Here is a 25,634-nt window from a genome sequence, read left to right as displayed (position 1 = left end):
TTAACCCTCTTTTTTCTTTTGCTTAGGTTTGAACATTTCCAGCATACGTGCAGTCACGGCAAAGCCACCGAAAATATTAATGCTCGCCAGAAATACTGCGATTGCCCCCAGTACACTCACCACGTTAATGGTCTGGAAATCCACGCTGCCTTCAACGCCCACCATTGGCAGACCAACAGTCTGAATCATTGCGCCCACGATAATGATCGAAGACAAGGCATTGGTCACCGCCATCAATGGCGTATGTAGTGCTGGTGTTACCCCCCAAACCACGTAGTAACCCACGAAGATGGCCAGGACGAAAATCGTAATTGTTTCAACCATGAGTCTGCTCCTTAACCACGTTTTAACAGCACTTGGCCGCCGTGAGTGACAAGTAGGGCTTTTTGAATTTCATCTTCCTGATTCAGGACAAAGTTCTTATCTGCATCAAAAAGTGTTTCAACAAAGTTATACACGTTACGTGCATATAGCGCTGACGCTTCAGTCGACACCGTTGATGGAATATTTGGAACACCCAGAATCTTCACACCATTTTCAGTCACAACAGTTTCGCCGCACTTAGAACCTTCCACGTTACCGCCTGATTCCACTGCCATATCCAGAATCACTGAGCCTGGTTTCATCTTGGCTACAGTTTCAGCACGGATTAAGCGTGGTGCATCACGACCTGGTAACAAGGCAGTGGTAATCACGATATCGGCATTCGATACCGCTTTATCGACAATCGCTGCCTGATCCTTGATGTACTGTTCACCTGGCATCCAGCCATAACCGTTTTTAGCTGCTTCATCAGCACGTGCCTGCTCTTCAGGAGACATCGGTACGTCTAGCCATTTACCGCCCAAAGACTCAACCTGATCTTTGGCAGTCGGACGAAGGTCAGTTGCTTCTACGACTGCACCCAGGCGTTTCGCTGTTGCAATTGCTTGAAGGCCTGCTACCCCGACACCCATGATCACGACACGAGCCGGTTTTACCGTACCTGCCGCTGTCATCAGCATAGGGAACATGCGCTGATATTCAGCAGCAGCTAAAAGCACTGATTTATAACCTGCAAGGTTCGCTTGCGAAGACAATACGTCCATGTTTTGCGCACGTGATAGAGTACGTGGCAAAAGCTCAAGAGCAAATGCAGACACATTCTGTGCCGCGAACTGGTCAAGCTCGGTATTGCGGTATGGGTCAAACATCGCTACAACCGTGGTGTTGGCTGACAGCTTTTGAATTTCCTCACCCTTCGGTGCACGAACTTTCAAAACTATCTGGCTACCGGTGTAGGCATCATCCGTAATTTTGGCACCAACTTGCTCATAGGCACTGTCGATGTAAGCAGCTTTAACACCTGCTCCACCTTCGATCACCACACTATGACCAGCGCTGATCAATTTCTTTACTGTCTCAGGCGTCGCAGCGACGCGATTTTCACCGACGACAGTTTCGGCTGGAATTCCAATCTGCATGAGCGTCCCTCAAGCTAATTTTTTCTTAAGTAAACACCGTGATTTACGGTGCTTCCCCTCAGGATGTGTTTTTGTTGAATTTTTGGATTCTAATTAAACTTCTAGAAATTACTACCTATTATTTATTTAATAAATACCCATATTTTGAACTGACGATTCATAAAAATGATGCTGTCATATAGCATTTATTAGTTCAGCCTGATTATTTTGATTTGCTGAATTTATAAACGATATTCATTCTCTTGAACGATGACTGTTTTCCTGGTTATTTTTTATTAGATTACTTTTTGTTTTATTTTGTTACATTGATCATTCTGACAGATATTTCATTTTTTCTGCTCAGCAAATCTTTATTTCAAATGAACTGATAAAGCCTAAATTAGGGCACTTTTCTAGGGCAGTTTTCTGTTTTTGACCTTTTTGACAAATTTAATCTACTTTGGAATATTCATTTTTAAGATCTAAAAATACTGTTTTCCTATAACTTTTTCATTTTTCACTCATAAAAAATATGAATTAATGATGAAAAAATTGATTTAGGATTCACTTATTTGACTTATTCAGCTCAAGTCTTAAGACTTGCCTGAAATAGGTGAAAAAAATATTCTGCAACATTTATTATATTAATACTCAGTCCACTGTCAGATTTACGAACTCTTCATTTTGCACCAATTTTGGGCAATCACTGATTCAGATTGATCTCTGTCACTTGGTCTTAAATGAGATGACTTAATACAAAGCGCTTTCACGTACATTTTCTCAAGTGAAAAAGTTAAATTTCTAGCGAATTTTCATCTCTTCTCCATCCAGAAACGTACTTTTTTGTGGCATTTCTCTTCTATGAGTTCGAGCACTTTGCACTATTTTTCTACTTTTATCCTGATGGGTTTTCGCCTATAGTGCCTGCAACTTCTGCATCATCTTTGATGTTCTTTATAAAAATTCTCCCTGAGCTTAAGGTACTTGCCATGTCTCCTCCTCTCGATATCAGTCAAAATAAATCTCTGTTATGGCTGATGGCGATCGCATGTGGTTTATGTGCAGGTGCAAACTATTATTGCCAACCGCTTATCTCCTCAATTCAGCAATATTATCAGGTACCAGAATCCCAAGTGGCGCTGACCGTGACCTTTGCGCAGGTGTCTTATGCCTTGGGCCTGCTGTTTATTGTGCCTTTGGGAGACATGCTGAATAAGTCCAGACTCATTCCTTTCTTGATGTTTGGTGCCGCATTAGGCTTGCTGATCTGTGCTACAGCAGTCAACCTGCCGATGCTCTGGGTGGGGACTATTATTGCCGGGCTATTTTCTGTTGCTGCCCAGATTCTGATTCCTTTAGCTACGATGGCTGTCCGACCTGAAAAAACCGGAGAAGTGGTCGGTTTTCTCATGAGTGGCTTATTAGTCGGTATCTTATTGTCGACCAGTATTGCCGGATTGCTTTCTGACCTGTTTCACTGGAAAACCATTTATGCGCTCAGTAGTATGGCACTGCTGGTTTTGGGCTTTTATTTAAAAGGACAATTGCCCAGCATGCCGCGTATGCGTATCAGCTATGCAGCAATTTTTAAATCGATGGGTATGCTACTGCGTGAGGAACCGCGACTGGGCTTACGCTCCCTGATTGGTGCATGTGCCTTTGCCGCCATGAGTATGCTGTTTTCAACCATTGCCCTGCTGCTGACCCAGAAACCTTTTCATCTTTCTGATGTGATAGTGGGCCTAGTAACACTAGTTGGTGTTTTTGGTGCGCTGTCGACTCAGGTTATTGGCAAATGGGCGGATCGTGGTTATATCAAGATCCTGACCTGGATTGGCTGTTCAATTCTGGCAGGAAGCTGGCTATTTTTATATTTTGGTGGCGTATCATTGCTCAGCTATATTCTGGGTTATGCCCTGATTAACTTAGGTCTGGCGATTATTCATAGCTGTAATCAGAACGTGATTTTCCGCTTGCGCCCAGATGCCAAATCACGACTGAACTCTATTTACATGACGCTGTATTTTATTGGTGGTGCCTGTGGTTCAGCTCTGGGGGTATATGCCTGGCATCATGGTGGCTGGAGCATGACCTGTCTGTTTGGACTTGGCTTGGCGCTATGTGCCACCCTGTTTGCGCTGATGGATCAATGGCAGCAACATCGAGCAAGAGCTTAAACAAATTTAACTAACTTGTACTACGGGATAATAAGGTTTACCCGAATCCCAAGTCGCTGCATTTTCCAAAAGAATGCAGATAAAAGTGGGCAGCAACCCGGCCAGAACCCGGCAACTGTCTTGGAGCTGTTTGACGTTAAATGAGCTCTGATAAGTCGCACCGCCCTGCATAAGCTGATAATGCAAGGTGGAAAGACGGTTAAAAATCACCAATAAGATTTCACTTAAATTCCGCTCTTGAACAGCTTTTTGTATTTTCTGTTTTTGCTGATCTAATGCTTCACGACAGCTTTCCAGACTGACTTTATGATGGCGATAATCCCAGAAACCTTGATCGGTATAAGGGCTATCCAGCAGTGTAGAAATTGGCTGGCTGTATTTTTCCCAGACAATATGCTGAAGTTTTTGCTCCACATCTTTTTGACAGAGGGTTTCCAGAAATTGATGCAGGCTTTGTTGATCCTGACGAACCTCTGTTTCTTGTGCATAGATCGAATTAAAACTGATCCACAGGCTAATAAACTTAAACTCTAATTCCTGATCCAACTCTAATGCTTTTTTAAACCAGCTAAGTCCCCGTTGAATCCGTAAATTAAAATAGTCTGAATGCTGAGGTTTTTTGCTTTTATAAATCTCCTCCAACATGAGCATCGTTATTCTCCTTATTTATCTCGTTTTCTTTATCTTAATCTTAAATATCTCAAAATATAGCATTGCAGAATGACTGGGAGTTTATTTTTTCAATTCCCACAATTTCTCTTGTTAAATATTTTTATTGGAATGACAGTTATCGTTCCTCATGCAGTTCAGCCTTTGGTCATGCAAATTTTATGCTAGTATTACGCCCTCTTTTTGCAGTACTGCTTTTTTGAGCAGATTTCCAGCAATTCCTGCTCATTCTTGTACTGCTATTACTCTTCCATTTCATTTAAGGCGTGATTTTGAATGACTGATCTCAGCACCATTGAAAACAAACTTCAACCTCGCATCAGTGTTGCGCCGATGATGGACTGGACCACCAAAGATTATCGTTTCTTTGCGCGCCTGTTTAATCCAAATGTCATTTTATATACCGAGATGGTGACTACGGGCGCCATCATTCATGGCGATGCCAAACGCCATCTGGACTTCAATCAAGAAGAACATCCGATTGTGTTACAGCTCGGCGGTTCCAATCCTCAAGATCTGGCAACTTGTACTAAAATGGCTCAGGACTGGGGTTACAATGAAGTTAACCTGAATGTCGGCTGTCCGAGTGATCGGGTACAGAATAATAAAATTGGTGCCTGCCTGATGGCTGAACCTGATCTGGTCGCAGAATGTATTGATGCAATGCGTAATGCCGTGGATATTCCGGTGAGTGTGAAACACCGCATTGGTATTGATGACATGCATTCTTATGAAGAAATGCTGCATTTTGTGGATACGGTCGCCAAAACCGGTTGCGATAACTTTATTGTGCATGCCCGAATTGCTTTACTCCAAGGTCTTTCACCTAAAGAAAACCGTGAAATCCCGCCACTACGCTATGAAGATGTTTACCGTCTGAAGCAGGACCGTCCGAAACTGACCATTGAAATTAATGGCGGAATTAAAACTTATGCAGAAACGCTTGAACATCTCAAGCATGTCGATGGCGTGATGATTGGCCGCGAAGCCTATCACAACCCGTACCTGTTAGCTGAGCTGGGTCAACTATGGAATCTCGAAGCACCGGACCGTTTTGAGATCATGCAACAAATGCTGCCTTATATTGCCCAACGTATGGCTGAAGGTGCACCATTGTCAATTATTACCCGTCATATTTTAGGTTTATTTCAGAACTTACCAGGTGCACGTAAATGGCGTCAGGCTTTAAGTGGTGGCAATGCCAAAACGCTAAAAGATGTAGAAACAGCATTATTGAATATTCAGGAAGCCATGCAGCGCACTGAAGATTATCTGCGTGAACATCAAGTTCAGCCTTAAAATCAAAAAGCACCGAGATCCGGTGCTTTTTTATGACCTAAAATAAAAATTAGTGGGTATAGGCCGTAATATTCCCGACCGGAATCGGTTCTTCATCATAGGAAGCCGCTTGCAGGACAGGTTCTGTAACTGGACGGACATCTGGCCCTAACTCAATACTGGTAGGTTCATTCACAGGTTCTAGATCATCGAGTGATGAGGCCAGCTGTTCCAGTTCACGATCCAGTTGCTGACGATATTTCTCAATCTCGATTTCATCGATAAAGGCAAAAGCATCATCTTCAATGGCCCAGCTATAACCACCATTCACCTTTGAAATTTTAACGTTAATGGGATATTCATTGCCCTGATAATTCAGATGTGAAACTGCTTCAAACTCATTGCCTTTGCGATGGCGGATTTTTACATTTACTACAGTCAGACGATAATGCTGATAATTCGGATTGGCATTAAATTCTTGCTGCATTTGTCCTTGAATATTTCTGGCCAGTTCATCAATCGATACAAAATAGCTGCATCCAGCCAGACAGGCGATCATCAATATCATTATGATTTTTTTCATCCCGCCCCCTTGTGTTCTCTCACTGCTTTACAGATGTGTAAAACTTTTCATCTTTGGATTATTCTGTGATCCATTTTATACTTTTTTTAAATAAATGAATAAATAAATCCTTAGTCTATAAAGTCGTTTTTATTTTTATGTTGTACTGGCTTTTTAACTTCATGGTAAAAAAACCTATAAAAAAGCCCTGAACCAGTCAGGGCTTTAATCGTCATTTAAAACTTAAAAATCATCTTCTGCAGCAGGATCATGGTGCAAGGCATCATGGATCGCTTCAACCAGTTGCTGGGCAATTTCCTGTTTAGAGGCTTTGTCCAGATCACGCTTATCCAGATGATAGTGTTCGGCAAAGAATACCGTCATGGCATTTTCATCAGAAGCAAAGCCGATATCCGCACGCGAAACATCATTACAGGCAATCATATCCAGTTTTTTCGCTACCAGTTTACCCGCTGCATATTCTTCAATATTTCGGGTTTCTGCAGCAAAGCCTACCATAAATGGACGTTTTTCCTGCTGTGCGATGGTCGCCACAATATCCGGATTCTTTATTAAAGCGACATTCAGCTCATCGCCTGCTTTCTTGATTTTATGCTCGGCTACCTGTGCGACACGATAATCAGCTACTGCAGCGGTCGCAATGAAGATGTCACAACCCTGCTCCAGCATTTGCATGCTTTCATTCAGCATTTGCACTGCCGAAGAAACATTTTTACGTTTGACGCCATTTGGGGTATCTAGGCTCACCGGACCAGCAATCAGGGTGACATTCGCTCCAGCTGCATAACAGGCTGCTGCCAATGCAAAACCCATTTTCCCGGTACTATGGTTGGAAATATAACGTACCGGGTCAATCGCTTCACGGGTCGGACCAGCTGTAATCGTGACTTGCTTGCCCGCCAGCATGCCAAATTTTTCTGCAATCGCGCGCTGAGCTTTATGGAAATATTCTGTGACCTGACGTGCCAGCTCTTCCGGCTCCGGCATACGGCCCAAGCCTACATCACCACAAGCTTGTGAACCGGCATCCGGCATAATCACATGTACGCCATCTTCAATCAAAGTCGCAAGATTACGCTGGGTTGCTTTGGCAGCCCACATCTGCTGGTTCATGGCTGGTGCGACCCAGACCGGTGCATTGGTTGCCAGATACAAAGTGCTCAGCAAATCATCTGCAAGGCCTGCTGCAAATTTTGCCAGCGTGTCGCAGCTGGCTGGCGCAACCAATAACAGATCAGCCCAACGTGCCAGCTCAATATGCCCCATGCCCGCTTCAGCTTCAGGATCCAGCAACTCGGTATGTACCAGATTGCCTGACAAGGCTTGAAAGGTCAAAGGGGTAATGAAAGCCTGTGCGCCTTGAGTCATGACAACCCGCACATTAAACCCGGCATCTTTCAGACGGCGAACCAGAATGGCACTTTTATAGGCAGCAATACCGCCAGTGACTGCTAAAATGATATTTTTATGAGGAATTACACTTAGATCAAAGCTCACGAACAGCTTACCTTTCTGTTGCAGTGGGGCTCACAATAGCATTAAATAATTGCATTCCCAAGAGATCAGCTTCAGGGAAAACTCATAATTCATAATAAATAAGTCTAATAACTATGCAATTTTCAATCAAAAACTGGCCTGAACTGGAACGGCCGCGGGAACGTTTAATTCAATATGGGGCAGAAAGTTTATCTGATGCAGAACTGCTGGCCATTTTTCTCCGATCAGGATCACAACAGCATTCGGCCGTAGAATTAGCCCGGCTATTGATTCAACATTTTGGTCATTTAACTGCTTTACTCGATGCACCTTTGCAGGAAGTCAGCCAGTTTCATGGCATGGGCATCAGTAAATATACCCAACTGATGGCGGTTAAAGAATTAGGACGGCGTTATATTGCCGAGCATCTTAAACAGGATTCTTTAGAATTAAGTAATTCAAAAAGACTACGGGATTATTTACGTTTCGAATTATTGAGTGAAAATCAGGAAGTATTCGCGGTCCTGTGTCTGGACGCCAGTTTAAGGAAAATTGCATTTAAAAAGCTGTTTTATGGCTCTGTGAATGCATGTGATATTTCGATTAATCAGTTGCTCAGATATGCCATTACCCAACAGGCAACTTCAATTGTGATTGCGCATAATCATCCCTTGGGCCAAGCCACTCCTTCTAAGGCTGACCTGTATCTGACCCGCCAGATTCAGCAGGCATGTCGACTGGTCGATATCCGTTTAATTGACCATTGCATCATCGCGCTGGAGGGCAGTTTTTCCTTTGCTGAGCAGCAACTCATCAAACCTGAAGCCTAAGGGGGAATAGCACTTGACAAAGCAGCTACAACTCAAGAAGATCATGAAAAAAAATTGTGATGATTCCAATAAATGATCGTACGTGACCAGCAGAACGTTTTTAAATTATTATTTTCCTGGCGAGGAACGATTTTACCTAAGGTTTTACCTCCTTTAGGCGTGGTCATGCTGATTTCAGCCATTATTGGTGGTTTTTCACGTGTAGGTTATTTTCATTTTCCAGAACTCCCTCTCGTCGGCTTTACCCTCATCGGCGTAGTACTGTCTATCTTTCTCGGATTTAAAAATACTGCTTGTTATGACCGCTGGTGGGAAGCACGTAAACTCTGGGGTATTCTGATTGCCAATGCACGTCATTTTGACCGTGACTGCCGGATGTTGTCTCAAGGCCGTCGTGAACGTGTGATTCAGCACGTCATCGTTTTCGCGAACGTACTGCGTGACCGTCTGCGCCATCAGACAGCCAATCCGACTGAACTGGTGGAAACAAGTGGGATGAGCCAGCAGGCGATTACTCAGCTCTATCAACAGGCCAATGCACCGCAATATACCTTGAGTCTGATTCAGTGGGAGCTAATGCAAGCTCTCAAAGAAGGTGAAATCTCTGACATCATTTATATGCAGATGAATAATCATGTCGCGGAACTCAGTATTGTGCAGACAGGTTGTGACCGGATTGCGACGACGCCTTTGCCTTTTGCCTATTCGGTACTCTTGAACCGTACCGTATATTTTTTCTGTTTTATTTTACCTTTTAGTCTGGGCTCAACGCTTGGTCTGTTTACGCCTTTGCTGGTCGGTATTTTGGCCTATACTTTTTTGGGACTGGATGCACTAAGCTCAGAGATTGAAGAACCTTTCGGAACTCAAAGCAATGACTTGCCACTGGACTCCATGGTTCGTACCATTGAAATCGAACTGTTAGGCACTCTGGGCAAACCGACACCGCCACCGATTCAGGCACAAGATAATAATTTGCTATAATTTATAAATAAATGCCTCAGAATTAGCATTTTGAGGTTCTAATTTTTATCTAAAAATTCAAAAAAATATGAAATTAAAACAAAAAATTCAACAAGCGGTGCCTCAACCCATTGTTCGACCATGGTTGGCTTTAGCACTATTTTTACTTTGTGCCATCTTGGCTTTTATAGTGAGTTCATTAGTCCAATCAGAACTTTTTCTCGATCTTCAACGTAGGCCTGTTTTCCATATTTTATTTAGTCTATGTGTTCCCCTCTTTCTGTTTCAGGATCGAGGAATAAATTTAAAGTTTCCTTTTTTTATACAAAAATATTTGATCGATCCTCAACTCAAAAAAGATATGACTGAGCAAGCAGTCCAACATTCACAAGCAATTATTCTGGCTCAACGTACTATTCGTGCAAAATGGTGGCAGGTGAAACAGCCACAGTTATTATTACAACTGCCCAATCATGATCAAGGCATCTGGTTTAATGTAGATTTAAAACAGGTTTTTAATCTTTCGCCTTTTTTTACACTTCAAGTCAAATTAAGTGATGCGATGATTGGGCAACTGATCGATATACATTTTTTGACACGCTCTCATGTAATCATCCAGTTATTTGAAATTTCCCAAAATAATGATTTTTCAATATTCATTGGCACAGAAGTTGGAGCACAAAGAGGACTAGGGAGATTAGAAAAAATCCCATCGGCGCTTATGCTCGACTTATCCCGAATTACACACATAGAAGCCTTGAGAACCTGTCCAGAAAGTCATGACTTACAGTTAACCACAGGTTATGGTAAAACTTATCTCATTCATTCTCATGCAAAATACTTTAAACAATTGGAACTCGCCTTATCCTCACGCATTGATGTGATTGCCTATCGTAAGTTCAAACTTGATCTCAAGATTGATCATCTGTTCATTTCAAAAAAACATCCAAACTTTTATCGAAATTTAGTCCTGACTTCCATCATGCTGTATATCGTCATCATGACTTTAATCACTTCTGAATGGGCCTTATTACTTGTTAATGTCCTCATTCTGCATTTGATGTATAAATTCGCCCAAGATCTTAAAACTGATCCATTCATCAAGATTTAGAATTAACAAAAACTCTCCCAAATCCCGACCTGCCCTGGTTTTAAGCTCGGCACATTCCCCAGTTTAATCCAGGGCATATGGTCACCATGAAAATCACTGCCAATTGAAACTTTAAGTCCTTGCTCTGCAATCATCCGGTCAACCATCTGACGGGTTGAACTTGGATCAATAGCGGGCGGCAACTCCACCGCATCTCCACCAAACTTGGCGAAGATCTCGATCAGATAACGAATATTAGTCGCGGATAAATCATAACGGGTTGGATGCGCCAACACGGCAAAGCCACCGCTGTCATGTATGACCTGAATGGTTTCTTCCAGACCCAGACCATCAAATTTGACATAGGCCTTTTTACCTTCCTTGATGTATTTATCAAAAGCCTGTTGTGGACGGGTCACAATGCCTTTTTCTACCAGCGTTTTGGCAATATGGGTTCGGGTAACCCGATCAGGAATATTGTCAACTTTGGCAATCACGTCAGCATAAATATCCTGACCAATTAAAGGAACCAGAAGGTCACAGATCTGTTTAGAGCGTTCGGCACGAATGATCTTCTGCTGATTGAGGGCTTTTTGTAACGGCTCAGGATTCTGAACATTGAGTGCCACAATATGTACGCCATAATTTTTCTTGGTCGCAGGACGTGACCACTGGCTGGAAATCTCGACTCCAGAAATTATCTTAATCTCATGATTTTTGGCAGCTTCTTCAGCCAACACTAAACCGTCCATAGTGTCATGATCAGTCAGGGCCAAAGTATGGATAAGTTTGTCCGCAGCCGCTTCGACCAGTTGCTGAGGACTCAAAGTTCCATCAGAAATATTACTATGTGTATGTAAATCTACGCCGTGCATCTCTATACTATGACATTTATTTGATCAGATTTAGATACTCTAACATGAAAGCACTTTTAGACTTTGTGCCACTCATTATTTTCTTTTATTTATATAAAACTGTAGATCCAAAAGACACTGACCATCAACTTCTACAATTGATCGGTTCTGCGGGGGGTGTCGACAATAACAATATTCTCGTTGCAACTACGGGTCTGATCATTTCCATGCTGGTGGTCTATGGTGCGTTATTTGTCATGCAGAAATTCCGCCTGGACAAACAGCAATGGATCGTTCTGTTTATGACGGTGATCTTCGGTGGTATTACCTTGATGCTCAGCGACGATTTCTATATCCGTCTTAAAGCAGTTCTACTAAATCTGGTCTTTGCTGGTGTCTTCCTGTTATCGCCATGGTTTAGCAAAGATAAGAAGCCACTTATCCAGCGCCTGTTTGGTCCGGTATTCAATTTGAGCGCCAAAGGCTGGCTTAAATTGAACTATGCCTGGGTCGGTATGTTTACCCTTATGTCATTTCTGCATACTTTCTTCGCCTATTTATGGATGGATGGAAAATATTGGGGCGAATTTACTGCATTCGGTGACATGATTGTGATGTTTTCCTTTATCATTATTCAGTTTATTGTATTGCGCAAATACTTTAGAACAGCTGAATAAGTCCAACTACAAACGATAGAGAGTCATCATGCCATTATTCGTCGTTAGCTGTACCGACCGGGAAGGTACAGTTGAAAAACGCCTTGCGATTCGTCCACAACATCTTGCACGTCTGGAACAGTTAGATGCTGAAGGCCGTCTGATTGTTGCAGGTGCCATGCCTAAAGATCCAGCCAATCCCCAAGCCGGTTTCTATGGCAGCACCATCATCGTTGATTTTGACAGTCGTGAAGCACTGGATGCATGGTTACAGGATGAGCCCTTCCTGAAAGAAGGCGTGTACGCGCATATTGATGTGAAACCATTTAATAAAGCATTTCCTAAAGGATAAGGTTCATGCGCGCTGTTACCGCCAGTTTCATTGGCTTTTGTTTCATGATTCCTTCTGCTTGGGCTGTTGAAGTTTCTGCTCCAGTTGCCCCGGCTACACAGCCAGCAGCTACTCCTGTCCAAGCTGTTACCACACAAGCCCCTGTTCAGGGCGCTTCTGCACAGAAGGCTGGAATTATTCCAGCAGTTGCAACAACTGCTCAGACTGTTCAGCCGACTGAGAAAAAGCCGCTCACTGCAGAAGAAATCGCCAAGCAGAAAGCCCAGCAAGATGCCAAAGTCAAAGCTTTAGTCAAAGATCAGGCAACGCGTCTACAGCAACTGGAAAAAGCCAATCTGGAAGCCCTGTCACAAAATCAGGAATTGCAGCTCAAGAACGACAATCTGGGGGTTCAGGTACAGGTCCTGCAAAGTGAACGTAGTGCCCAGATGTTTCTCTACGGCGCTGCAACTTTGGCAGTCGGTGTATTACTTGGCTTTCTGATCGCGAGCTATGTTTATACCAAACGTCGCCGTCAGTGGTAATCTATAAGCCGTCCAAATATCTTTAAGGTTGTACCCGTTTTGTCGCATGCAATTCAAACTGCCGATCTGGATTGGCAATTGGTGGATGGCATTGATGTGCCTGTGTCCAAGCAATTTGGTGATGTGTATTTTTCCAAAGACAATGGATTGCTGGAAACCCGGCATGTCTTTTTAAATGGTAATGACCTTAGTACCCGCCTGGCCGATTTAAAACCTTTTGCATATTTCTGTGTCGGTGAAACGGGTTTTGGTACAGGTTTAAATATTCTGGCGTTATGGCAGCTCTGGCAACAGGTTCGTCCGGATAATCAAAGCCATCTGCATGCGATTTCAGTAGAAAAATTTCCGCTTTCTAAAGCAGATTTAGTCCGCGCCTTAAATGCCTGGCCAGAATTGAAACCACTAGCAGATCAACTCATCTCCCAGTATCCAATGCCGATTGCCGGTTGTCATCGTCTCAGCTTTCCTGAAGAGCGTTTCAGTCTGGATCTGTGGCTGGGAGATGCACATGATGTCTTTCCTGTCATTGAAAAAACTGCACCTGTTAATGCCTGGTTTCTGGATGGCTTCGCACCATCATGTAATCCAGACATGTGGGAAGAAAATGTTTTAAATAACATTGTGCGTTTATCCGAGATCGGAACGACTTTTGCTTCTTTTAGCGTTGCAGGTGTCTTAAAACGTGGTTTAAAACAGCACGGCATCTCTATTTCCCGTCCACGTGGATTTGGCCATAAACGTGAAATGCTGAAAGCGATCTGGAATCCTGTTGAAGAAAATAAAGGCAGTGAAACGGCTTTAGAACAGGAAATTGCTCAAAAAAAAATTGAACCCGATCTAGAGCGTCCTACCAGACCTCGTCAAATCGCTGTGATTGGCGCTGGAATCGCAGGTTTAAGTACAGCATGGGCATTTGCTCAGCGTGGTCATCAAGTCACGATTTACGACCAGTCAGCACCGCTTTCAGGCGGTTCCGGCAATCCCCTTGCCCTGCTCAATCCTAAACTGTGTCCAGTTGAGCAAAGTGCTGAACATCTGATGACGGTGGCCTGGCAGCATGCCTTAATTCATTATCAGAAATTTAAAGCTTTTCGCTCAATTCAGGTCAATCAGCTTGCCTTAAAAAATCCTGAACAGCTTTTAGGATTGGCAGATGAATATCCCACAGAAATTCTTGCTGCTCAAAGTGCAGCAGACCAAGAGATTCAAACTGAATTTCCAGCTTTAAAACTATTAGCAGCGGGTGCAGTTTCACCTCATCAACTGCGTGATGAAATTCTGCAGCATCCTCTTATTCAGTATAAACAAGCCAAAATTAGTCATATTGAGGCTGCTGAACAGCCTGCGTTATTTGCAGAGCAGCAATCCTTAGGCAAGTTTGATCACATCATTGTATGTACCGCACGTGATACCCAGCAATTCTTTGAACATTATCCAGTCCTGAAACCGATTCGTGGACAGGTCAGCTGGGTCAATAATCAAGATCAGCCATTGAATCAGGATACAGCCTATAGTTACGGCGGTTACTGTATGCAGCTCAATCCAGAACAACTGATTTTGGGTGCTTCATTCTATCCAGGCCGGGATGATGCAGAAGTCTTAGTAGAAGATCATGTGCATAATTATGAACTTATCCACAGTGTCTTTCCTGAATATGCACAGTTATTACCCTCTACCGAAACCTGGCAAGGTCGAGCGGCAGTACGCGCACAGAGTCAGGATTATTTTCCTTTACTCGGAAAAATGAAGGCAGATGAAGAGATTTACAGTTTTGCAGGTCTCGGCTCCAAAGGTTTTCTATTTGCGCCATTGTGTAGTGAAATTCTGGCTGCCCAAATTTTGGGAGAAGCCTGCCCAGTACCTTCGAACTTGGTAAAGAAACTCGACGTGACACGTTTTCAAAAAAAGGTAAAAGCCAAGAAGCCTTATTTTAAGCCTCAAGATTAAAGAACTCCTCCCTTTAATAAAAGGTGAGGAATACTGTTCCGCAAGGGAGGGATTTTTAGAAAGAGTGTTAATCCTCCTTTAAAGAAGGACGATTTTGAAGAAATCTAGACAACAAAAAAGCGCCTGACGGCGCTTTTTTTCACAAGGTCAATTATGCACCTTGTTCCAGTGGCATACCTGCATCACGAGCAGCACGAGTACCACCCATCAGAATGACATATTCACGTGTGCTGTCAAAACCCTCTAACTTTTCAGCTGCACGTGGAGCTTTACTCCCACCACCACATAAAATGTAAATCGGTTGATCCGCTGACACCTGAGTCAGGCTATCTGCTGAAAGATCGTTAATGGGCTGATTGACCGCCCCTTTCACGTGTGCTTCAGCATAAGCACTTGCATCTCGTACATCCCAGATTACAGCATTTTCTGGGAACTCAAATGTTGTAATTTCTTGTTTACGGATCATTGCGCACTCCTTTGATGTAAACAACACTTGGCAAATGAAGAAAACATCCCTAGCATCTCAGATATTCTTTCCCTTTGTAAAGGTCTAAACTATGCCTTCTTTCGATATTGTTTCTGAATTAGAAATTTTTGAAGTAAATCATGCAGTTCAAAATACCCAAAAAGAGATTGCAACCCGCTTCGATTTCCGTGGACAGGATGTTTCTATTGAACTGAATGAAAAAAACAAGGAAATTAAAATTAGCACAGAAAGTGATTTCCAATGTGAGCAAGTGTATACCATGCTGGAAAATCATTTCTTCAAGCGTAAAGTGGATATTCAGGCACTAGATCCACAAAAAATGACCGCTTCAGGCAAAAATGTAGTTCAGGTGATCAAGCTTAAAGATGGCCTTGACTCAGATACGGCGAAAAAAATTAATAAGGCCATTAAAGAAAGCGGTATTAAAGTGCAATCTTCAATTCAGGGCGACAAGATTCGTGTGACTGATAAAAAGCGCGATACCTTGCAACAAGTGATGGCATTCCTGAAAGAACAACAATTCGGTCTGCCTTTACAGTTCAACAACTTTAAAGACTAAGGCAGCAACGTCTGTAGATAGAATTATGGCAAAGAGCAACCGACTGACCAGACTGGTCAAAGCGACATCAAGATTACCGCAAGGTATACGTACTGCTTTATTAAGTAAGACCTTTGGCCGAGTGGTTCCAATGGTTGGCTCTTCCAAGATTCGCTATCAGGAAATCAGTGCAGCCAAAGTTGTGGTGAGTATGGCCAATCATAAGGCCATGCAGAACCATATCGGTCAGATTCATGCATGTGCGATGGCACTGCTGGCAGAAACAGCAACCGGCTTTGTGACTGCGATGAATGTACCTGACAGCGCAGTGGTTCTGATTAAAAGCCTAAAAGTGGACTTTAAGCGTCCAACCAAAGGTGCCATGACTGCGGTGGCTACGTTGACTCCTGAACAGCAGCAATTGATGCAAAGTTCAGAAAAAGGTGAAACGCTAGTACAAGTTATTGTAACTGATGAATCTGGTGAAGCACCGATTCAATGTGAAATGCTCTGGGCTTGGATTGCCAAGAACCAGTTGAAGCCAGGCTAATTTCAATACAGACAAAAAAATCCCAGATTATTGATCTGGGATTTTTTATTTAATGAATTATGAGTTCTGCTGAGATTCTGCAAATTTCTGTTTTGCTTCATCTGGAATTGGACGTTTATTGCCTTTGACATCCACTGCGACAAAGGTAAATACCCCTTCAGTCACGCGTACAGGTGCACGTGAGTTATCATGACTGTCCCATACTTCGATTTGCATCTGGATTGAAGTATTACCGACTTTTAGAATTTTGGTATAGCAGCTAATGACATCGCCGACTTTCACAGGAACCAGGAAGGTCATCTGGTTAATCGAAATCGTTGCACAGCGTCCTTTACTAAAGCGCTCTGCATGAATTGCTCCCGCCAAGTCCATTTGTGAAACAATCCAGCCACCAAATACATCTCCACTCCAGTTGGTATCCGCAGGCATTGCAATCGTCTGCAGGGAAAGTACTCCCTCTGGTTTAATATGAGAATCTGTCACTTGAACTCCAGGCTTTTTAAATTAGGATTGAGCATTATTTAACTGCTGATCAAGCCACTTTTGTAGTTCGCTTGAACGTAATGCACCGCTTATTCTAGCAATTTCATTGGTTTTATTCATCAAAACCAGCGTCGGAATACTACGTACATTAAATGCTGAGCTTAATCGCGGATTGGCTTCGGTATCAATTTTAGCAAATACCACTTGTGGATTTTCTTTTGCTACAGCAGCAAAATGCGGTGCCATCATTTTACATGGACCACACCAGTCTGCCCATAGATCAATCAGGATGGGAAGATCACTATGGGTGACAAACTGACTAAAGTTCTGTTCATTTAGCTCAATCGGCGCCAGTGGAACCAAAGCCTGATGACACTGACCACATGCTGGATCGGCCGTTAATTTTTCTTCAGGCACACGATTTTTAGCCTGGCAATTCGGGCATACAATGATCATCTAGCGCACTCCAATATGTTGATGTAAGAATTCTAATTGGGTCGAGACTGCTTTTTCAAACCATTCACCATGATAAATATCAAAATGCCGCATATTCCACTCATGATATTGTACAAATGGTGCAATATTGGTTGCGGTTTCCCGACTGGCTTCAATGGGAATCAGGCTGTCTTGTTGTGCTGCGATAAACAGGACAGGAATAGTGATTTTGCGGACTTCCTGAATAGGACGATATCGCATTAATTTAAAGAATACCCGGGCTGGGATATGACCACTCCAGTAATAATCTGGATTCACAATGGATAGATATCCTTCATAACTGTCTTGTGTCGGCATAAAACAGAGTTCATGACGATCAACCACCGGCAAGGTCTTGGGCGCCATTCCTACCTTTGCCCCCATATAATCCTGACTGGAAATCTTCAGGGCTTTAGGCAATTGCTGCAAAGGATAAAGTTTGGCACTTTCTGCACCATCAACAAAAGGAACCTGTACCATTACCGTCTGAATATTTTTTAGTTCTGCGGCCAATGTCAGTACATGCCCGCCACTCAATGCTGTTCCCCATAATACAATCCGTTTAGCATCAATGGATTTACGTGCCTGCAAATGCTGAATCATTGTACGCCAGTCTTCAAGTTGAGCACCGATCGATACCAGTTCACGCGGACGCCCGGTACTGCCTCCCCAATAGCGATAATCAAACAGAACCACCGCATAACCTGCACTGGCAAAACGTTGGGCATATTGTACCAGTTTAAAATGACGTAAAGCAGCCAGGCCATGAGCCATCAGGATCACAGCTGGTTTGTCAATCTGTTGAGGACGATAGAAATCCGCAGCAATCACTTCCTGACCGCTTTTGACATACAGTGGTTCGACTGTATAGGCGTACATACGCGCTCCATTGCGTTATTTTATAGTTGTAATCATTTATAAATTTTTCAGAACTAGGCCATCATGTTTTCAGCTTAATGCTATCATAAAGCATATCAAGATAAATGACATAATGGAGTGACATCATGAGCGAAAATGTAGGCTTTGCTGGCCAAATTGGTCCTGAACATATCTCTCAAGTAGTTGAAAAAGGTTTTAAATCAATTATCAATAACCGTCCGGATATGGAAGGTGGCCCTGAACAGCCAACCAGCGTACAAATTGAGGAGGCTGCTCGTAGTGCAGGTCTAGATTATGTCTTCCAGCCAGTAGTTGCTGGCCAGATTACCGAGCTTGATGTGCGCACCTTTGCTAACCATTATAACGAATTACCAAAACCGATCTTGATGTTCTGCCGTACAGGAAATCGCTCCAACAATTTATATCAGCTGGCGAAACAGATGGATCTACTGGATAACTAAGGTATTTAGGGGGAATGTACTTTTAGTCAACCTCTCCTTTTAATTTCAGAGATCGACCTATGAATAAATTCTTACTGGTTATATGTTGCAGTCTTGCATTGACAGGTTGTAGTTCCATGAATTTTAAGCCTACTGTGGGTGTCAGTGTGGGAACTTCTATGTAACTTTTAAAAAGAAGTTCTCAAAAAAACAGCGCCGAAGCGCTGTTTTTTTATGCTTTATTGACAACTGTTACCAAATACTCCATAAGGACTGACTCTATTTGGAGCACTACTACCATTAGCAGCATAATCTCCTTCTGAGGCAGGCAAAGTAAAGGTAATATTGCCACGAATTGGTGTTTGTGCCGATCCATCAGCTAATGCTGTTGTTGCTTCAATATTCGCAGTCACCCAATGTGCATTTGCTTTCGGATATTCAATCGTGAAATCGAAACGACCTGCTCCATCTGTTCTGTACTTCGCTCCTGTCGTGGTTATAGTACCATCTAAGAATCTTACAACACGCAGTGCTTGATTGTTTGCAGTCCAATTCGTTGTTGCTGTATTAATAGGACATACGGTTGCAGTATTTTGCGTCAAGCCTTTATTTGGTGTGATTCCATCATTTGACATTGCATAATAGAACGTATTTGGAGCTATCCAATCTTTCAAGCTCTTATATGGATATTCTTCTTTGAGAACTAAAGTAGTTACACCATTCTCTGTAACTTCTACCCATGGGTTCGTTAGAATCTCATAACGCCATTGACCTACGGTATACTGCGTTGGACGTGTAGCTAAGGTCACTTCTTGATTGGTAATTGGCTTGCCATCCACATCAACTAACTGCACAGAGCCTTTCAGATTATAATAAATATCCAAGTCTTCGTTTCGATTAGTACTTACTAAAGAGTTGGATATATTAATTGCTATTGACCCCTGAGTTTGAGTCACAGTACGTACTACAGCAATATTAAATGGTTCTGTAATTTTAAGATTATTTTCATCTATTACAGTCGCATTAATATCCAAGCCATTAGCCAACAAACTATTAATATCTGAAGTGTTTAGCAGTCTTTCATCTAAAATAAGTTTAAATTTAGCAAAGCCAGATTCATCACTTTCAACAACTGAAGGGCCAGAAACATAACCTAAATTATTTGGTAAACTTAAAGTAACCGCTTTACCTGTAACACTCGTTCCATCTGTATCTGATACAAGAACCGAAAGTTCGAACTGATCACCTCGAACATTTACACGGTTCTTATTGCTTAGAAATTTCAATACTAATTGAGGGGCTTGGATAGCTGGAGTATGAACAGTAAGTACACTTCTTTGATGAACTTGTTTGCCTGCAGCATTTGTATGTGTAGCAAGTAAGTTTATTGGAGTGGTGACAGAATTTTCAGGTATCACCACTTCAAAGGTAGCTTCGCCAAATTCATTCGTAACGACTGTAGAACCGCCACGGATCGTTGCATTTGGATTATCCTCTAATTTAAGAGTTACAGGCTGTTCTTTAACACCACCATTATTATCATCTAACAGCTTTACTGTTACTAATGCTGAATCACCGCTATTTAGTAAAGAAGTTTTTGAGCGTTGAATATTGAGATGATTAGTATTAGAAACTTCATCAACATCAATAGTTAGTTCTTTACCACGTTTTTCACCATTTGGTAATGTAATAGTTGCACGAATAACAATACCATCACGCAGCAAACGGGAACGCTGTTCGGCGGTTAAAGTAGCTGGTACTGTCAATATCGCTTTAGCATTACCATTAGCATCAACAGCGTAAGTTGCAGCATTCAGACTTAAACCATTGATTGCGCCATCTAAAATTTCCAGGTTCACAGGATAACCTGTAACTTTAATGTCGTTACTAACTACTTTAATACCAATATCAAGTGTATCACCTGTTTCAAATACTGTGGCTTTAGATTTAGAAAGACTCACATCTAATGCTTGCTGAGGCACAGTTACCTGAATTCTATTCACTTGGTTTACAGTAGAACCATTACTTGAATTTAATGTCGATACAGCATAGGTAATGCCAGATCTAACCATTTCCTCTTCAATCGAACCAGGTGCTACATTTAGTTTAAAATATGCATAGCCTTGAGCATTTGTTATACCAGAATTTTGATCAACTGTGACACGAGAAGAAACATTTTGAGTTAAAGCAAAAGCAACAGACTTACCCTCTAATCCTATACCATTTGCATCTACAGCCCGAACAGCAACAACTACCTCACCACCAAGACCACTGACTGTTGGTGCACTTGCATTAATCAGTAATTGATTGACTAAAGTGATTGGTGTTGCAGGTTCTGTTACCATGATGCGATAAGTATTATTAATTGATACACCATCCGCACGTTTATGAACTGCTGCTAAGGTAATACCACTTTCTACCAAATTCTTAATAGCATCTAAGTTTTGAGCATTCACATTTATAGTGAAAGTCGCGATACCATTGTCATTTGTTTTAACACTATTAGTACCTGTAAAAGTCACACCATTTTGTGTTGCAACTTCATTTAATCCTAAACCGATAGATTGATTTTTGGCAGGTGTACCATCTGTATTAAACGCTTGTAATGTAAAGGTAACTGTTTTATTTCCTGATGCAGTTACTGTACCAGTATTCGATGTAATTTGAATACGCTGGAGCTGGACAGTGGTCGATTCATTATTTGAATTTTTTAAATACAATTGAGTATTATTAAATTTCTCCCCAACAGCGGCTTTTAACTTAACGCCATTACCTGATGTTAGTTTAGAAATGAGTTGTTTATCATTAGTAGCATTGTATGACAAAGTAAATTCTGCGTATCCATCTTGACCTGTAGGTTTTTCTGAACCACCTACGATTGAAAGAGGAATTACACCATTCAACATTAAATCAGAGAGATTTGCAATTGATAGTTTTACAGGCTGACCGGCTAAAGTAGCACCTTCTACATTCAAGGCTTTCACACGAATAGTTGTTTGACCAGATTTAATAACATCTAAAATTGCATCTTGCTGTAATGAATCAATGGCAACATAGGCAACGCTATCTTTAGGACTAACGACTAAATCCTCTTGTACTTGAATTAACATACTGTTGGTAACAGTGGTTTGGTCAGCCAGTTTAGTAGATACGCCAATTCCAATACCTTGTTGTACAAGATTTTCAATTGCTGCAGTATTAGCTGCATTTGTTTTAACTTTAAAAGTTGCCTGACCTTTAGCATCTGTTGGCTGAGTATTAGAGCCCACAAATGTAACTCCATTTTTTACGGCATTTTCACTTAAAGCAAATGCAATAATTTTTTGTGAAGCAGGTTCCCCAGCATTGTTGATGGCTTTCACTGTAATCTCAAATTCACCACCTTGAGCAGCAACAACACCTTTAGTTGACATTAATTCTAGACGCTGGATATCAAATAACGGATCCTGTACATCAGTCTTTGAAGTCAACGTAATAGTATTAGGTTGAGTTATTTTCACATTTTTTGTATTGGTATGTGTAACGGTTAGTTGAATACCTTTTGCAATCAACTCTTTGAATATTACTTCATTTCCTAATTTACTAAATACCAAATCAAAAGTGACTTCACCTTTCTCATTAGTGGTAAGCGATGATGAAGAATTTGATATTACCCCAAGTATATCCGAATCTTTAATATTCAACTGTATACTTTGATTTGCAACAGCACCACCATATTCATCAACAGCTTTAATGGTAACCTTACCCTCCCCTTCAGAGATATCCATCTGATTTGTCAAGAAAGTTAAGTTTGTAACAGCTTCATTCATGTTCGCAACAGCTGTTAATTTATGTTGTTGAACTGTACTTTTATTCAATACATCAATTACTGTAGCTCTTAAAGAAATACCATATTCAGCCAGTAGCCTTTGCGCGCTAGTATTATTTTCTAAAACTGACACATCAAATTTTGCCACACCATTTTTATCAGTAAATACGGTTGGTTTTAAAATACTGGTGCCATAAGAAGAAGCATTAATAGCGACTTGTTCTCCACCTACAGTTTTTACTGAATCGACGATTTCAAGATTTACACGTTGATTAGCTACAGGTAAGCCTTCAGGATTAAGAAGTACTACTTCTACAAGTGCATTACCATTAGAAGCATTAATTTTATTATTAGAAATATCAGTATTAAAAATAACTTTATCTACAATACCAACTGCAGAACGAACCGCAAGATTGGAAGTTTGAGTTGCTACTGCACCTTCACTATCTACTAAAATGGCATTCAAGGTTAAGCCATCTTTTACCAATGTTTGTCGATCAGATTCTTTACCTGACAATAGTTTTAATTTAAATGTCGCATAACCATCATTATTTGTGGAAAGTTCTGATTGTCCAGAAATAGAAAAAATATTTTGCTGGTCTTTAGGAACAGATAATGAAATCTTTTGATTTGGTACTCCACCGCCATTAACATCTCTAGCTCGTAGTTTAATTTCAGTTTCACCACCTGTTACATTAATTGCATTAATTGGTTCAAATACTACTTCAAGTTTACTTTGAGCAACATTTTCGGTACCGCCTGTAATGCCAATCAAATGTGATTGAGTAATACTAGTCCCAACAATTGACCCTGTAAGATTAAGATTTTTAATTTCAGCTGTAATCTCAGGAACAGTAATTGTAAAACTGGCATAACCTGTTTCATCTGTAGTTTTTACTGATGCATCACTTGTAATGTTATATTTTTCAAAGTCTTTAATAGATAATTTAACTTCGCGACCAGCAATACCACCACCATCTTTATCAACAGCTTGTAATTTTACAATAAGTGTATCGCCTTTACGGGTAATATTTGTTTTTACATTATTCTTTTCATCAAAAGAGCTAATAACAAGCGCTGCAACCTCCTTTAACTCAGTTTGCTCACCATTATTACCGGTTGAATTGCCTCCACCAGTATTTCCTGAAGAACCGTTATCATAATAACCGTCACTTCCACCACCACCACACGCCACTAAAGAAATTGACGTTGCCAAGATTGTTGTATTGACCCCAAGTTTTTTTAAATTTATAAACAAACTCATGTTTTTTCCCACTGCATATAATAGTTAAGCTGCCATAAAAGTTAATCTTCTGGCTTTTACACAAAATTTACTCAAAATAGCAAAAATAAGCAATCTAGTTACATAATTTACATCAGAAACATTGTAAATCATGCATATAAATATTCATGTTCTGAGAATTGGTAAACAATTTATGTATGACATTATTATTATCGGTGCAGGCACAGCAGGAATTAGTGCTTATAAAGAAGCTATTAAATATACCCAAAATATTTTAATTATTAATGCCGGTTCATGGGATACAACATGTGCTCGTGTAGGCTGTATGCCGAGCAAGCTTCTGATTTCTTCTGCTAACCGTATGCATGAGATAAAAACTGCAGAAAATCTCGGATTACAGCATGATGCCGTAATAAATACCTCCACCGTTATGGATCGCCTACATAAGCTTCGTGATCATTATATTCGAGCCACTTTAAAAGAAGTAGAACAATGGGATTCAACTCACAAGGTATCTGGGCACGCAGAATTTACCAATGCTCAAACAGTCCAAGTAAAAGGAAATTCTTATCAAGCTAAAAGTTTTATTATTGCAGTAGGCTCTCGACCAAATTTTGATGCTACCTTAAAAGATGAACTAGGCGATAAACTCCTGACATCTGATGAAATCTTTGAACTTACACAGCTACCTAAATCCTTAGCAGTGATTGGTAGTGGCGTTATTGCAATTGAATTGGCTCAAGCCATGCAACGTTTAGGGGTACGTACTACTATGTTTGCTCGTAGTCAGAAAATAGGTGCACTCACCAGCCCAACTCTACAAGCTTTGGTTAGAGAGCAGTTAAATAACGAGCTGGATATCAAATTTAAAACTTTACCTAATCAAGTCAAACTCCTTACTGATCAGGTAAAAATTGACTATATAGAGAATGATCAAAAACAAAGTCTTGAAGTAGATTATGTACTCTCAGCTACTGGACGTAGTTCTAATTTGGATCGATTAGGTTTGGAAAAAATTAATCCTGAATTCCAAGATGTTAAAAAGCTACCTATTAATAAAAAAACCAAGCAATTAGAAAACTTGCCTATTTTTATTGTTGGCGATGCAGCCCCTGATGTCCCAATTCAACATGAAGCTGCCCATAATGGTAAAGAAGTGGTCCAGAACTGCTTAAATTTTCCAGATGTTCAGACTATTTCTGCCCTAACTCCTTTGGCAATCGTATTTAGCCAACCAGAAATGGCGATTATTGGACAAAGTTTCAAACAGCTAGAAGAGAAAAATACGGAATATATTAGAGGCTTTGTATCTTATGAAAGACAGGGACGCGCGTTAATTCTTTCAGAAAATAAAGGTGGGGCTGAAGTATATATAGATAAAATGTCAGGAAAATTATTAGGTGCTGAATTATTCTGCCCTCAAGCCGAACATCTAGCACACATACTAGCCTGGATGATTGATGCAGAGCAGGATATTCATCAGATTCTGGCAAAGCCTTACTATCATCCGACTTTAGAAGAAGGGCTAAGAACAGCATTTAAACATGCTCGTCGTCAGCTTGATCAACAGGAAGTAATTGACAATTCTTAAATATCTTAAAGAAGGATAGATAAAATTTAATTACTTCAAACAATATGGTGCAGCTAATAGCTCTGAAGTTTTGGCTGCACCTTGTTACTCTTTAACTCTTTTTTTAGATCATAAAGTATCAATAGAAAAATCTATAACCATGAAATCCCACGCATAAAAAAGCCCCCTGCGCTAGCAGAGGGCTTTTGGAATAATGAGCTGGCGATGACTTACTCTCACATGGGAGACCCCACACTACCATCAGCGCTAAGAGGTTTCACTTCTGAGTTCGGGAAGGGATCAGGTGGTTCACTCTTGCTA

At 41.2% G+C, this 25,634-nt stretch carries 24 protein-coding genes and 1 rRNA gene; 13 read left to right on the top strand and 12 right to left on the bottom strand.

Going from position 1 to position 25,634, the window contains the following annotated elements; translation table 11 throughout:
• Together FTU46_RS11515 and FTU46_RS11510 are read right to left on the bottom strand one after the other, a co-directional pair.
• Positions 1 to 324 (bottom strand): proton-translocating transhydrogenase family protein, encoded by a 324-nt coding sequence (locus tag FTU46_RS11515; RefSeq protein ID WP_004783638.1) that lies wholly within the window; start codon positions 322 to 324, stop codon positions 1 to 3.
• Positions 325 to 335: 11 nt separating this feature from the next.
• Positions 336 to 1,463, bottom strand: a complete 1,128-nt coding sequence (locus FTU46_RS11510) for a Re/Si-specific NAD(P)(+) transhydrogenase subunit alpha (RefSeq protein ID WP_180105026.1) — start codon at positions 1,461 to 1,463, stop codon at positions 336 to 338.
• A gap of 968 nt (positions 1,464 to 2,431) precedes the next feature.
• Between FTU46_RS11510 and FTU46_RS11505 the strand changes: the two genes are divergently transcribed.
• Positions 2,432 to 3,619, top strand: a complete 1,188-nt coding sequence (locus tag FTU46_RS11505; RefSeq protein ID WP_180105025.1) for an MFS transporter — start codon at positions 2,432 to 2,434, stop codon at positions 3,617 to 3,619.
• 6 nt (positions 3,620 to 3,625) lie between these two features.
• Here the strand turns inward: FTU46_RS11505 and FTU46_RS11500 are convergent, their stop codons facing one another.
• Positions 3,626 to 4,270, bottom strand: a complete 645-nt coding sequence (locus FTU46_RS11500) for a HEPN domain-containing protein (protein WP_180105024.1) — start codon at positions 4,268 to 4,270, stop codon at positions 3,626 to 3,628.
• A 294-nt stretch (positions 4,271 to 4,564) separates the two neighbouring features.
• On the opposite strand from FTU46_RS11500, the gene dusA reads away from it, so the two are divergent.
• Complete coding sequence (gene dusA / locus FTU46_RS11495) at positions 4,565 to 5,587, top strand: tRNA dihydrouridine(20/20a) synthase DusA (RefSeq protein WP_159123087.1); 1,023 nt, start codon at positions 4,565 to 4,567, stop codon at positions 5,585 to 5,587.
• A 49-nt stretch (positions 5,588 to 5,636) separates the two neighbouring features.
• Here dusA and FTU46_RS11490 read toward each other — a convergent pair whose 3' ends face one another.
• On the bottom strand, positions 5,637 to 6,149 hold the full coding sequence (locus FTU46_RS11490) for a hypothetical protein (protein WP_004783647.1): 513 nt from the start codon (positions 6,147 to 6,149) through the stop codon (positions 5,637 to 5,639).
• A gap of 222 nt (positions 6,150 to 6,371) precedes the next feature.
• Positions 6,372 to 7,646: a bifunctional phosphopantothenoylcysteine decarboxylase/phosphopantothenate--cysteine ligase CoaBC gene (gene coaBC / locus FTU46_RS11485; RefSeq protein ID WP_180105023.1), complete on the bottom strand. Its 1,275-nt coding sequence runs from the start codon at positions 7,644 to 7,646 to the stop codon at positions 6,372 to 6,374.
• 113 nt (positions 7,647 to 7,759) lie between these two features.
• On the opposite strand from coaBC, the gene radC reads away from it, so the two are divergent.
• The 3 genes from radC to FTU46_RS11470 all read left to right on the top strand — a co-directional run bounded on the left by radC (position 7,760) and on the right by FTU46_RS11470 (position 10,529).
• Positions 7,760 to 8,455: a DNA repair protein RadC gene (gene radC / locus FTU46_RS11480; protein WP_159123090.1), complete on the top strand. Its 696-nt coding sequence runs from the start codon at positions 7,760 to 7,762 to the stop codon at positions 8,453 to 8,455.
• 72 nt (positions 8,456 to 8,527) lie between these two features.
• Positions 8,528 to 9,439 carry a bestrophin family protein gene (locus FTU46_RS11475; protein ID WP_159123091.1) on the top strand — a complete coding sequence of 304 codons (912 nt, stop codon included), beginning with the start codon at positions 8,528 to 8,530 and terminating at the stop codon, positions 9,437 to 9,439.
• A gap of 67 nt (positions 9,440 to 9,506) precedes the next feature.
• A complete protein-coding gene (locus FTU46_RS11470) occupies positions 9,507 to 10,529 on the top strand; it encodes a hypothetical protein (protein ID WP_159123092.1) in 1,023 nt (340 codons plus the stop codon).
• A gap of 2 nt (positions 10,530 to 10,531) precedes the next feature.
• Here the strand turns inward: FTU46_RS11470 and FTU46_RS11465 are convergent, their stop codons facing one another.
• A complete protein-coding gene (locus FTU46_RS11465) occupies positions 10,532 to 11,383 on the bottom strand; it encodes a PHP domain-containing protein (protein ID WP_159123093.1) in 852 nt (283 codons plus the stop codon).
• Positions 11,384 to 11,427: 44 nt separating this feature from the next.
• Here FTU46_RS11465 and FTU46_RS11460 point away from each other — a divergent pair, with 44 nt between their 5' ends.
• From FTU46_RS11460 to mnmC, 4 genes are read left to right on the top strand one after another with little or no spacing between them, the layout of a single operon-like run.
• Positions 11,428 to 12,039, top strand: a complete 612-nt coding sequence (locus tag FTU46_RS11460; protein ID WP_005233839.1) for a septation protein IspZ — start codon at positions 11,428 to 11,430, stop codon at positions 12,037 to 12,039.
• Positions 12,040 to 12,067: 28 nt separating this feature from the next.
• Entirely contained in the window at positions 12,068 to 12,370 is a 303-nt protein-coding gene (locus tag FTU46_RS11455) for a YciI family protein (RefSeq protein ID WP_004783657.1), read from the top strand.
• A gap of 5 nt (positions 12,371 to 12,375) precedes the next feature.
• Positions 12,376 to 12,894: a hypothetical protein gene (locus FTU46_RS11450; RefSeq protein ID WP_180105022.1), complete on the top strand. Its 519-nt coding sequence runs from the start codon at positions 12,376 to 12,378 to the stop codon at positions 12,892 to 12,894.
• Between the two features lie 39 nt (positions 12,895 to 12,933).
• Positions 12,934 to 14,841, top strand: a complete 1,908-nt coding sequence (mnmC, locus tag FTU46_RS11445) for an FAD-dependent 5-carboxymethylaminomethyl-2-thiouridine(34) oxidoreductase MnmC (RefSeq protein WP_180105021.1) — start codon at positions 12,934 to 12,936, stop codon at positions 14,839 to 14,841.
• A gap of 151 nt (positions 14,842 to 14,992) precedes the next feature.
• Here mnmC and FTU46_RS11440 read toward each other — a convergent pair whose 3' ends face one another.
• Positions 14,993 to 15,307: a rhodanese-like domain-containing protein gene (locus FTU46_RS11440; RefSeq protein WP_179993326.1), complete on the bottom strand. Its 315-nt coding sequence runs from the start codon at positions 15,305 to 15,307 to the stop codon at positions 14,993 to 14,995.
• Between the two features lie 91 nt (positions 15,308 to 15,398).
• Between FTU46_RS11440 and FTU46_RS11435 the strand changes: the two genes are divergently transcribed.
• Together FTU46_RS11435 and FTU46_RS11430 are read left to right on the top strand one after the other, a co-directional pair.
• Positions 15,399 to 15,887 carry a YajQ family cyclic di-GMP-binding protein gene (locus FTU46_RS11435; RefSeq protein WP_004783667.1) on the top strand — a complete coding sequence of 163 codons (489 nt, stop codon included), beginning with the start codon at positions 15,399 to 15,401 and terminating at the stop codon, positions 15,885 to 15,887.
• A gap of 25 nt (positions 15,888 to 15,912) precedes the next feature.
• Positions 15,913 to 16,416 (top strand): DUF4442 domain-containing protein, encoded by a 504-nt coding sequence (locus FTU46_RS11430; RefSeq protein WP_180002955.1) that lies wholly within the window; start codon positions 15,913 to 15,915, stop codon positions 16,414 to 16,416.
• 57 nt (positions 16,417 to 16,473) lie between these two features.
• On the opposite strand, the gene FTU46_RS11425 is transcribed toward FTU46_RS11430, so the two are convergent.
• The 3 genes from FTU46_RS11425 to FTU46_RS11415 form a co-directional block, all read right to left on the bottom strand.
• Complete coding sequence (locus FTU46_RS11425) at positions 16,474 to 16,845, bottom strand: acyl-CoA thioesterase (protein ID WP_171523022.1); 372 nt, start codon at positions 16,843 to 16,845, stop codon at positions 16,474 to 16,476.
• Between the two features lie 75 nt (positions 16,846 to 16,920).
• Positions 16,921 to 17,355 (bottom strand): thioredoxin TrxC, encoded by a 435-nt coding sequence (trxC, locus tag FTU46_RS11420; RefSeq protein WP_004783672.1) that lies wholly within the window; start codon positions 17,353 to 17,355, stop codon positions 16,921 to 16,923.
• Positions 17,356 to 18,252, bottom strand: a complete 897-nt coding sequence (locus FTU46_RS11415) for an alpha/beta hydrolase (RefSeq protein ID WP_180105020.1) — start codon at positions 18,250 to 18,252, stop codon at positions 17,356 to 17,358.
• 125 nt (positions 18,253 to 18,377) lie between these two features.
• Between FTU46_RS11415 and FTU46_RS11410 the strand changes: the two genes are divergently transcribed.
• A complete protein-coding gene (locus FTU46_RS11410) occupies positions 18,378 to 18,713 on the top strand; it encodes a TIGR01244 family sulfur transferase (RefSeq protein ID WP_180105019.1) in 336 nt (111 codons plus the stop codon).
• Between the two features lie 218 nt (positions 18,714 to 18,931).
• On the opposite strand, the gene FTU46_RS11405 is transcribed toward FTU46_RS11410, so the two are convergent.
• On the bottom strand, positions 18,932 to 23,764 hold the full coding sequence (locus FTU46_RS11405) for a hypothetical protein (protein WP_180105018.1): 4,833 nt from the start codon (positions 23,762 to 23,764) through the stop codon (positions 18,932 to 18,934).
• Between the two features lie 172 nt (positions 23,765 to 23,936).
• Here FTU46_RS11405 and FTU46_RS11400 point away from each other — a divergent pair, with 172 nt between their 5' ends.
• Complete coding sequence (locus FTU46_RS11400) at positions 23,937 to 25,334, top strand: dihydrolipoyl dehydrogenase (RefSeq protein ID WP_180105047.1); 1,398 nt, start codon at positions 23,937 to 23,939, stop codon at positions 25,332 to 25,334.
• A gap of 196 nt (positions 25,335 to 25,530) precedes the next feature.
• On the opposite strand, the gene rrf is transcribed toward FTU46_RS11400, so the two are convergent.
• Positions 25,531 to 25,634 (bottom strand): 5S ribosomal RNA (gene rrf / locus FTU46_RS11395); the annotation flags it as partial.

Source organism: Acinetobacter sp. YH12108 (assembly GCF_013419055.1).
In the GTDB taxonomy this organism is placed as follows: domain Bacteria; phylum Pseudomonadota; class Gammaproteobacteria; order Pseudomonadales; family Moraxellaceae; genus Acinetobacter.
Note: the sequence above shows the minus strand (reverse complement) of the source record. Positions and strands in the feature narration are given on the sequence as shown.

Excerpts from the sequence above, each read along its gene's own strand:
- FTU46_RS11515 (WP_004783638.1), bottom strand. The coding sequence starts at position 324 with ATGGTTGAAACAATTACGATTTTCGTCCTGGCCATCTTCGTGGGTTAC.
- FTU46_RS11510 (WP_180105026.1), bottom strand. The coding sequence starts at position 1,463 with ATGCAGATTGGAATTCCAGCCGAAACTGTCGTCGGTGAAAATCGCGTC.
- FTU46_RS11505 (WP_180105025.1), top strand. The coding sequence starts at position 2,432 with ATGTCTCCTCCTCTCGATATCAGTCAAAATAAATCTCTGTTATGGCTG.
- FTU46_RS11500 (WP_180105024.1), bottom strand. The coding sequence starts at position 4,270 with ATGCTCATGTTGGAGGAGATTTATAAAAGCAAAAAACCTCAGCATTCA.
- dusA (WP_159123087.1), top strand. The coding sequence starts at position 4,565 with ATGACTGATCTCAGCACCATTGAAAACAAACTTCAACCTCGCATCAGT.
- FTU46_RS11490 (WP_004783647.1), bottom strand. The coding sequence starts at position 6,149 with ATGAAAAAAATCATAATGATATTGATGATCGCCTGTCTGGCTGGATGC.
- radC (WP_159123090.1), top strand. The coding sequence starts at position 7,760 with ATGCAATTTTCAATCAAAAACTGGCCTGAACTGGAACGGCCGCGGGAA.
- FTU46_RS11475 (WP_159123091.1), top strand. The coding sequence starts at position 8,528 with ATGATCGTACGTGACCAGCAGAACGTTTTTAAATTATTATTTTCCTGG.
- FTU46_RS11470 (WP_159123092.1), top strand. The coding sequence starts at position 9,507 with ATGAAATTAAAACAAAAAATTCAACAAGCGGTGCCTCAACCCATTGTT.
- FTU46_RS11465 (WP_159123093.1), bottom strand. The coding sequence starts at position 11,383 with ATGCACGGCGTAGATTTACATACACATAGTAATATTTCTGATGGAACT.
- FTU46_RS11460 (WP_005233839.1), top strand. The coding sequence starts at position 11,428 with ATGAAAGCACTTTTAGACTTTGTGCCACTCATTATTTTCTTTTATTTA.
- FTU46_RS11455 (WP_004783657.1), top strand. The coding sequence starts at position 12,068 with ATGCCATTATTCGTCGTTAGCTGTACCGACCGGGAAGGTACAGTTGAA.
- FTU46_RS11450 (WP_180105022.1), top strand. The coding sequence starts at position 12,376 with ATGCGCGCTGTTACCGCCAGTTTCATTGGCTTTTGTTTCATGATTCCT.
- FTU46_RS11440 (WP_179993326.1), bottom strand. The coding sequence starts at position 15,307 with ATGATCCGTAAACAAGAAATTACAACATTTGAGTTCCCAGAAAATGCT.
- FTU46_RS11435 (WP_004783667.1), top strand. The coding sequence starts at position 15,399 with ATGCCTTCTTTCGATATTGTTTCTGAATTAGAAATTTTTGAAGTAAAT.
- FTU46_RS11430 (WP_180002955.1), top strand. The coding sequence starts at position 15,913 with ATGGCAAAGAGCAACCGACTGACCAGACTGGTCAAAGCGACATCAAGA.
- FTU46_RS11425 (WP_171523022.1), bottom strand. The coding sequence starts at position 16,845 with ATGCCTGCGGATACCAACTGGAGTGGAGATGTATTTGGTGGCTGGATT.
- trxC (WP_004783672.1), bottom strand. The coding sequence starts at position 17,355 with ATGATCATTGTATGCCCGAATTGCCAGGCTAAAAATCGTGTGCCTGAA.
- FTU46_RS11415 (WP_180105020.1), bottom strand. The coding sequence starts at position 18,252 with ATGTACGCCTATACAGTCGAACCACTGTATGTCAAAAGCGGTCAGGAA.
- FTU46_RS11410 (WP_180105019.1), top strand. The coding sequence starts at position 18,378 with ATGAGCGAAAATGTAGGCTTTGCTGGCCAAATTGGTCCTGAACATATC.
- FTU46_RS11405 (WP_180105018.1), bottom strand. The coding sequence starts at position 23,764 with ATGAGTTTGTTTATAAATTTAAAAAAACTTGGGGTCAATACAACAATC.
- FTU46_RS11400 (WP_180105047.1), top strand. The coding sequence starts at position 23,937 with ATGTATGACATTATTATTATCGGTGCAGGCACAGCAGGAATTAGTGCT.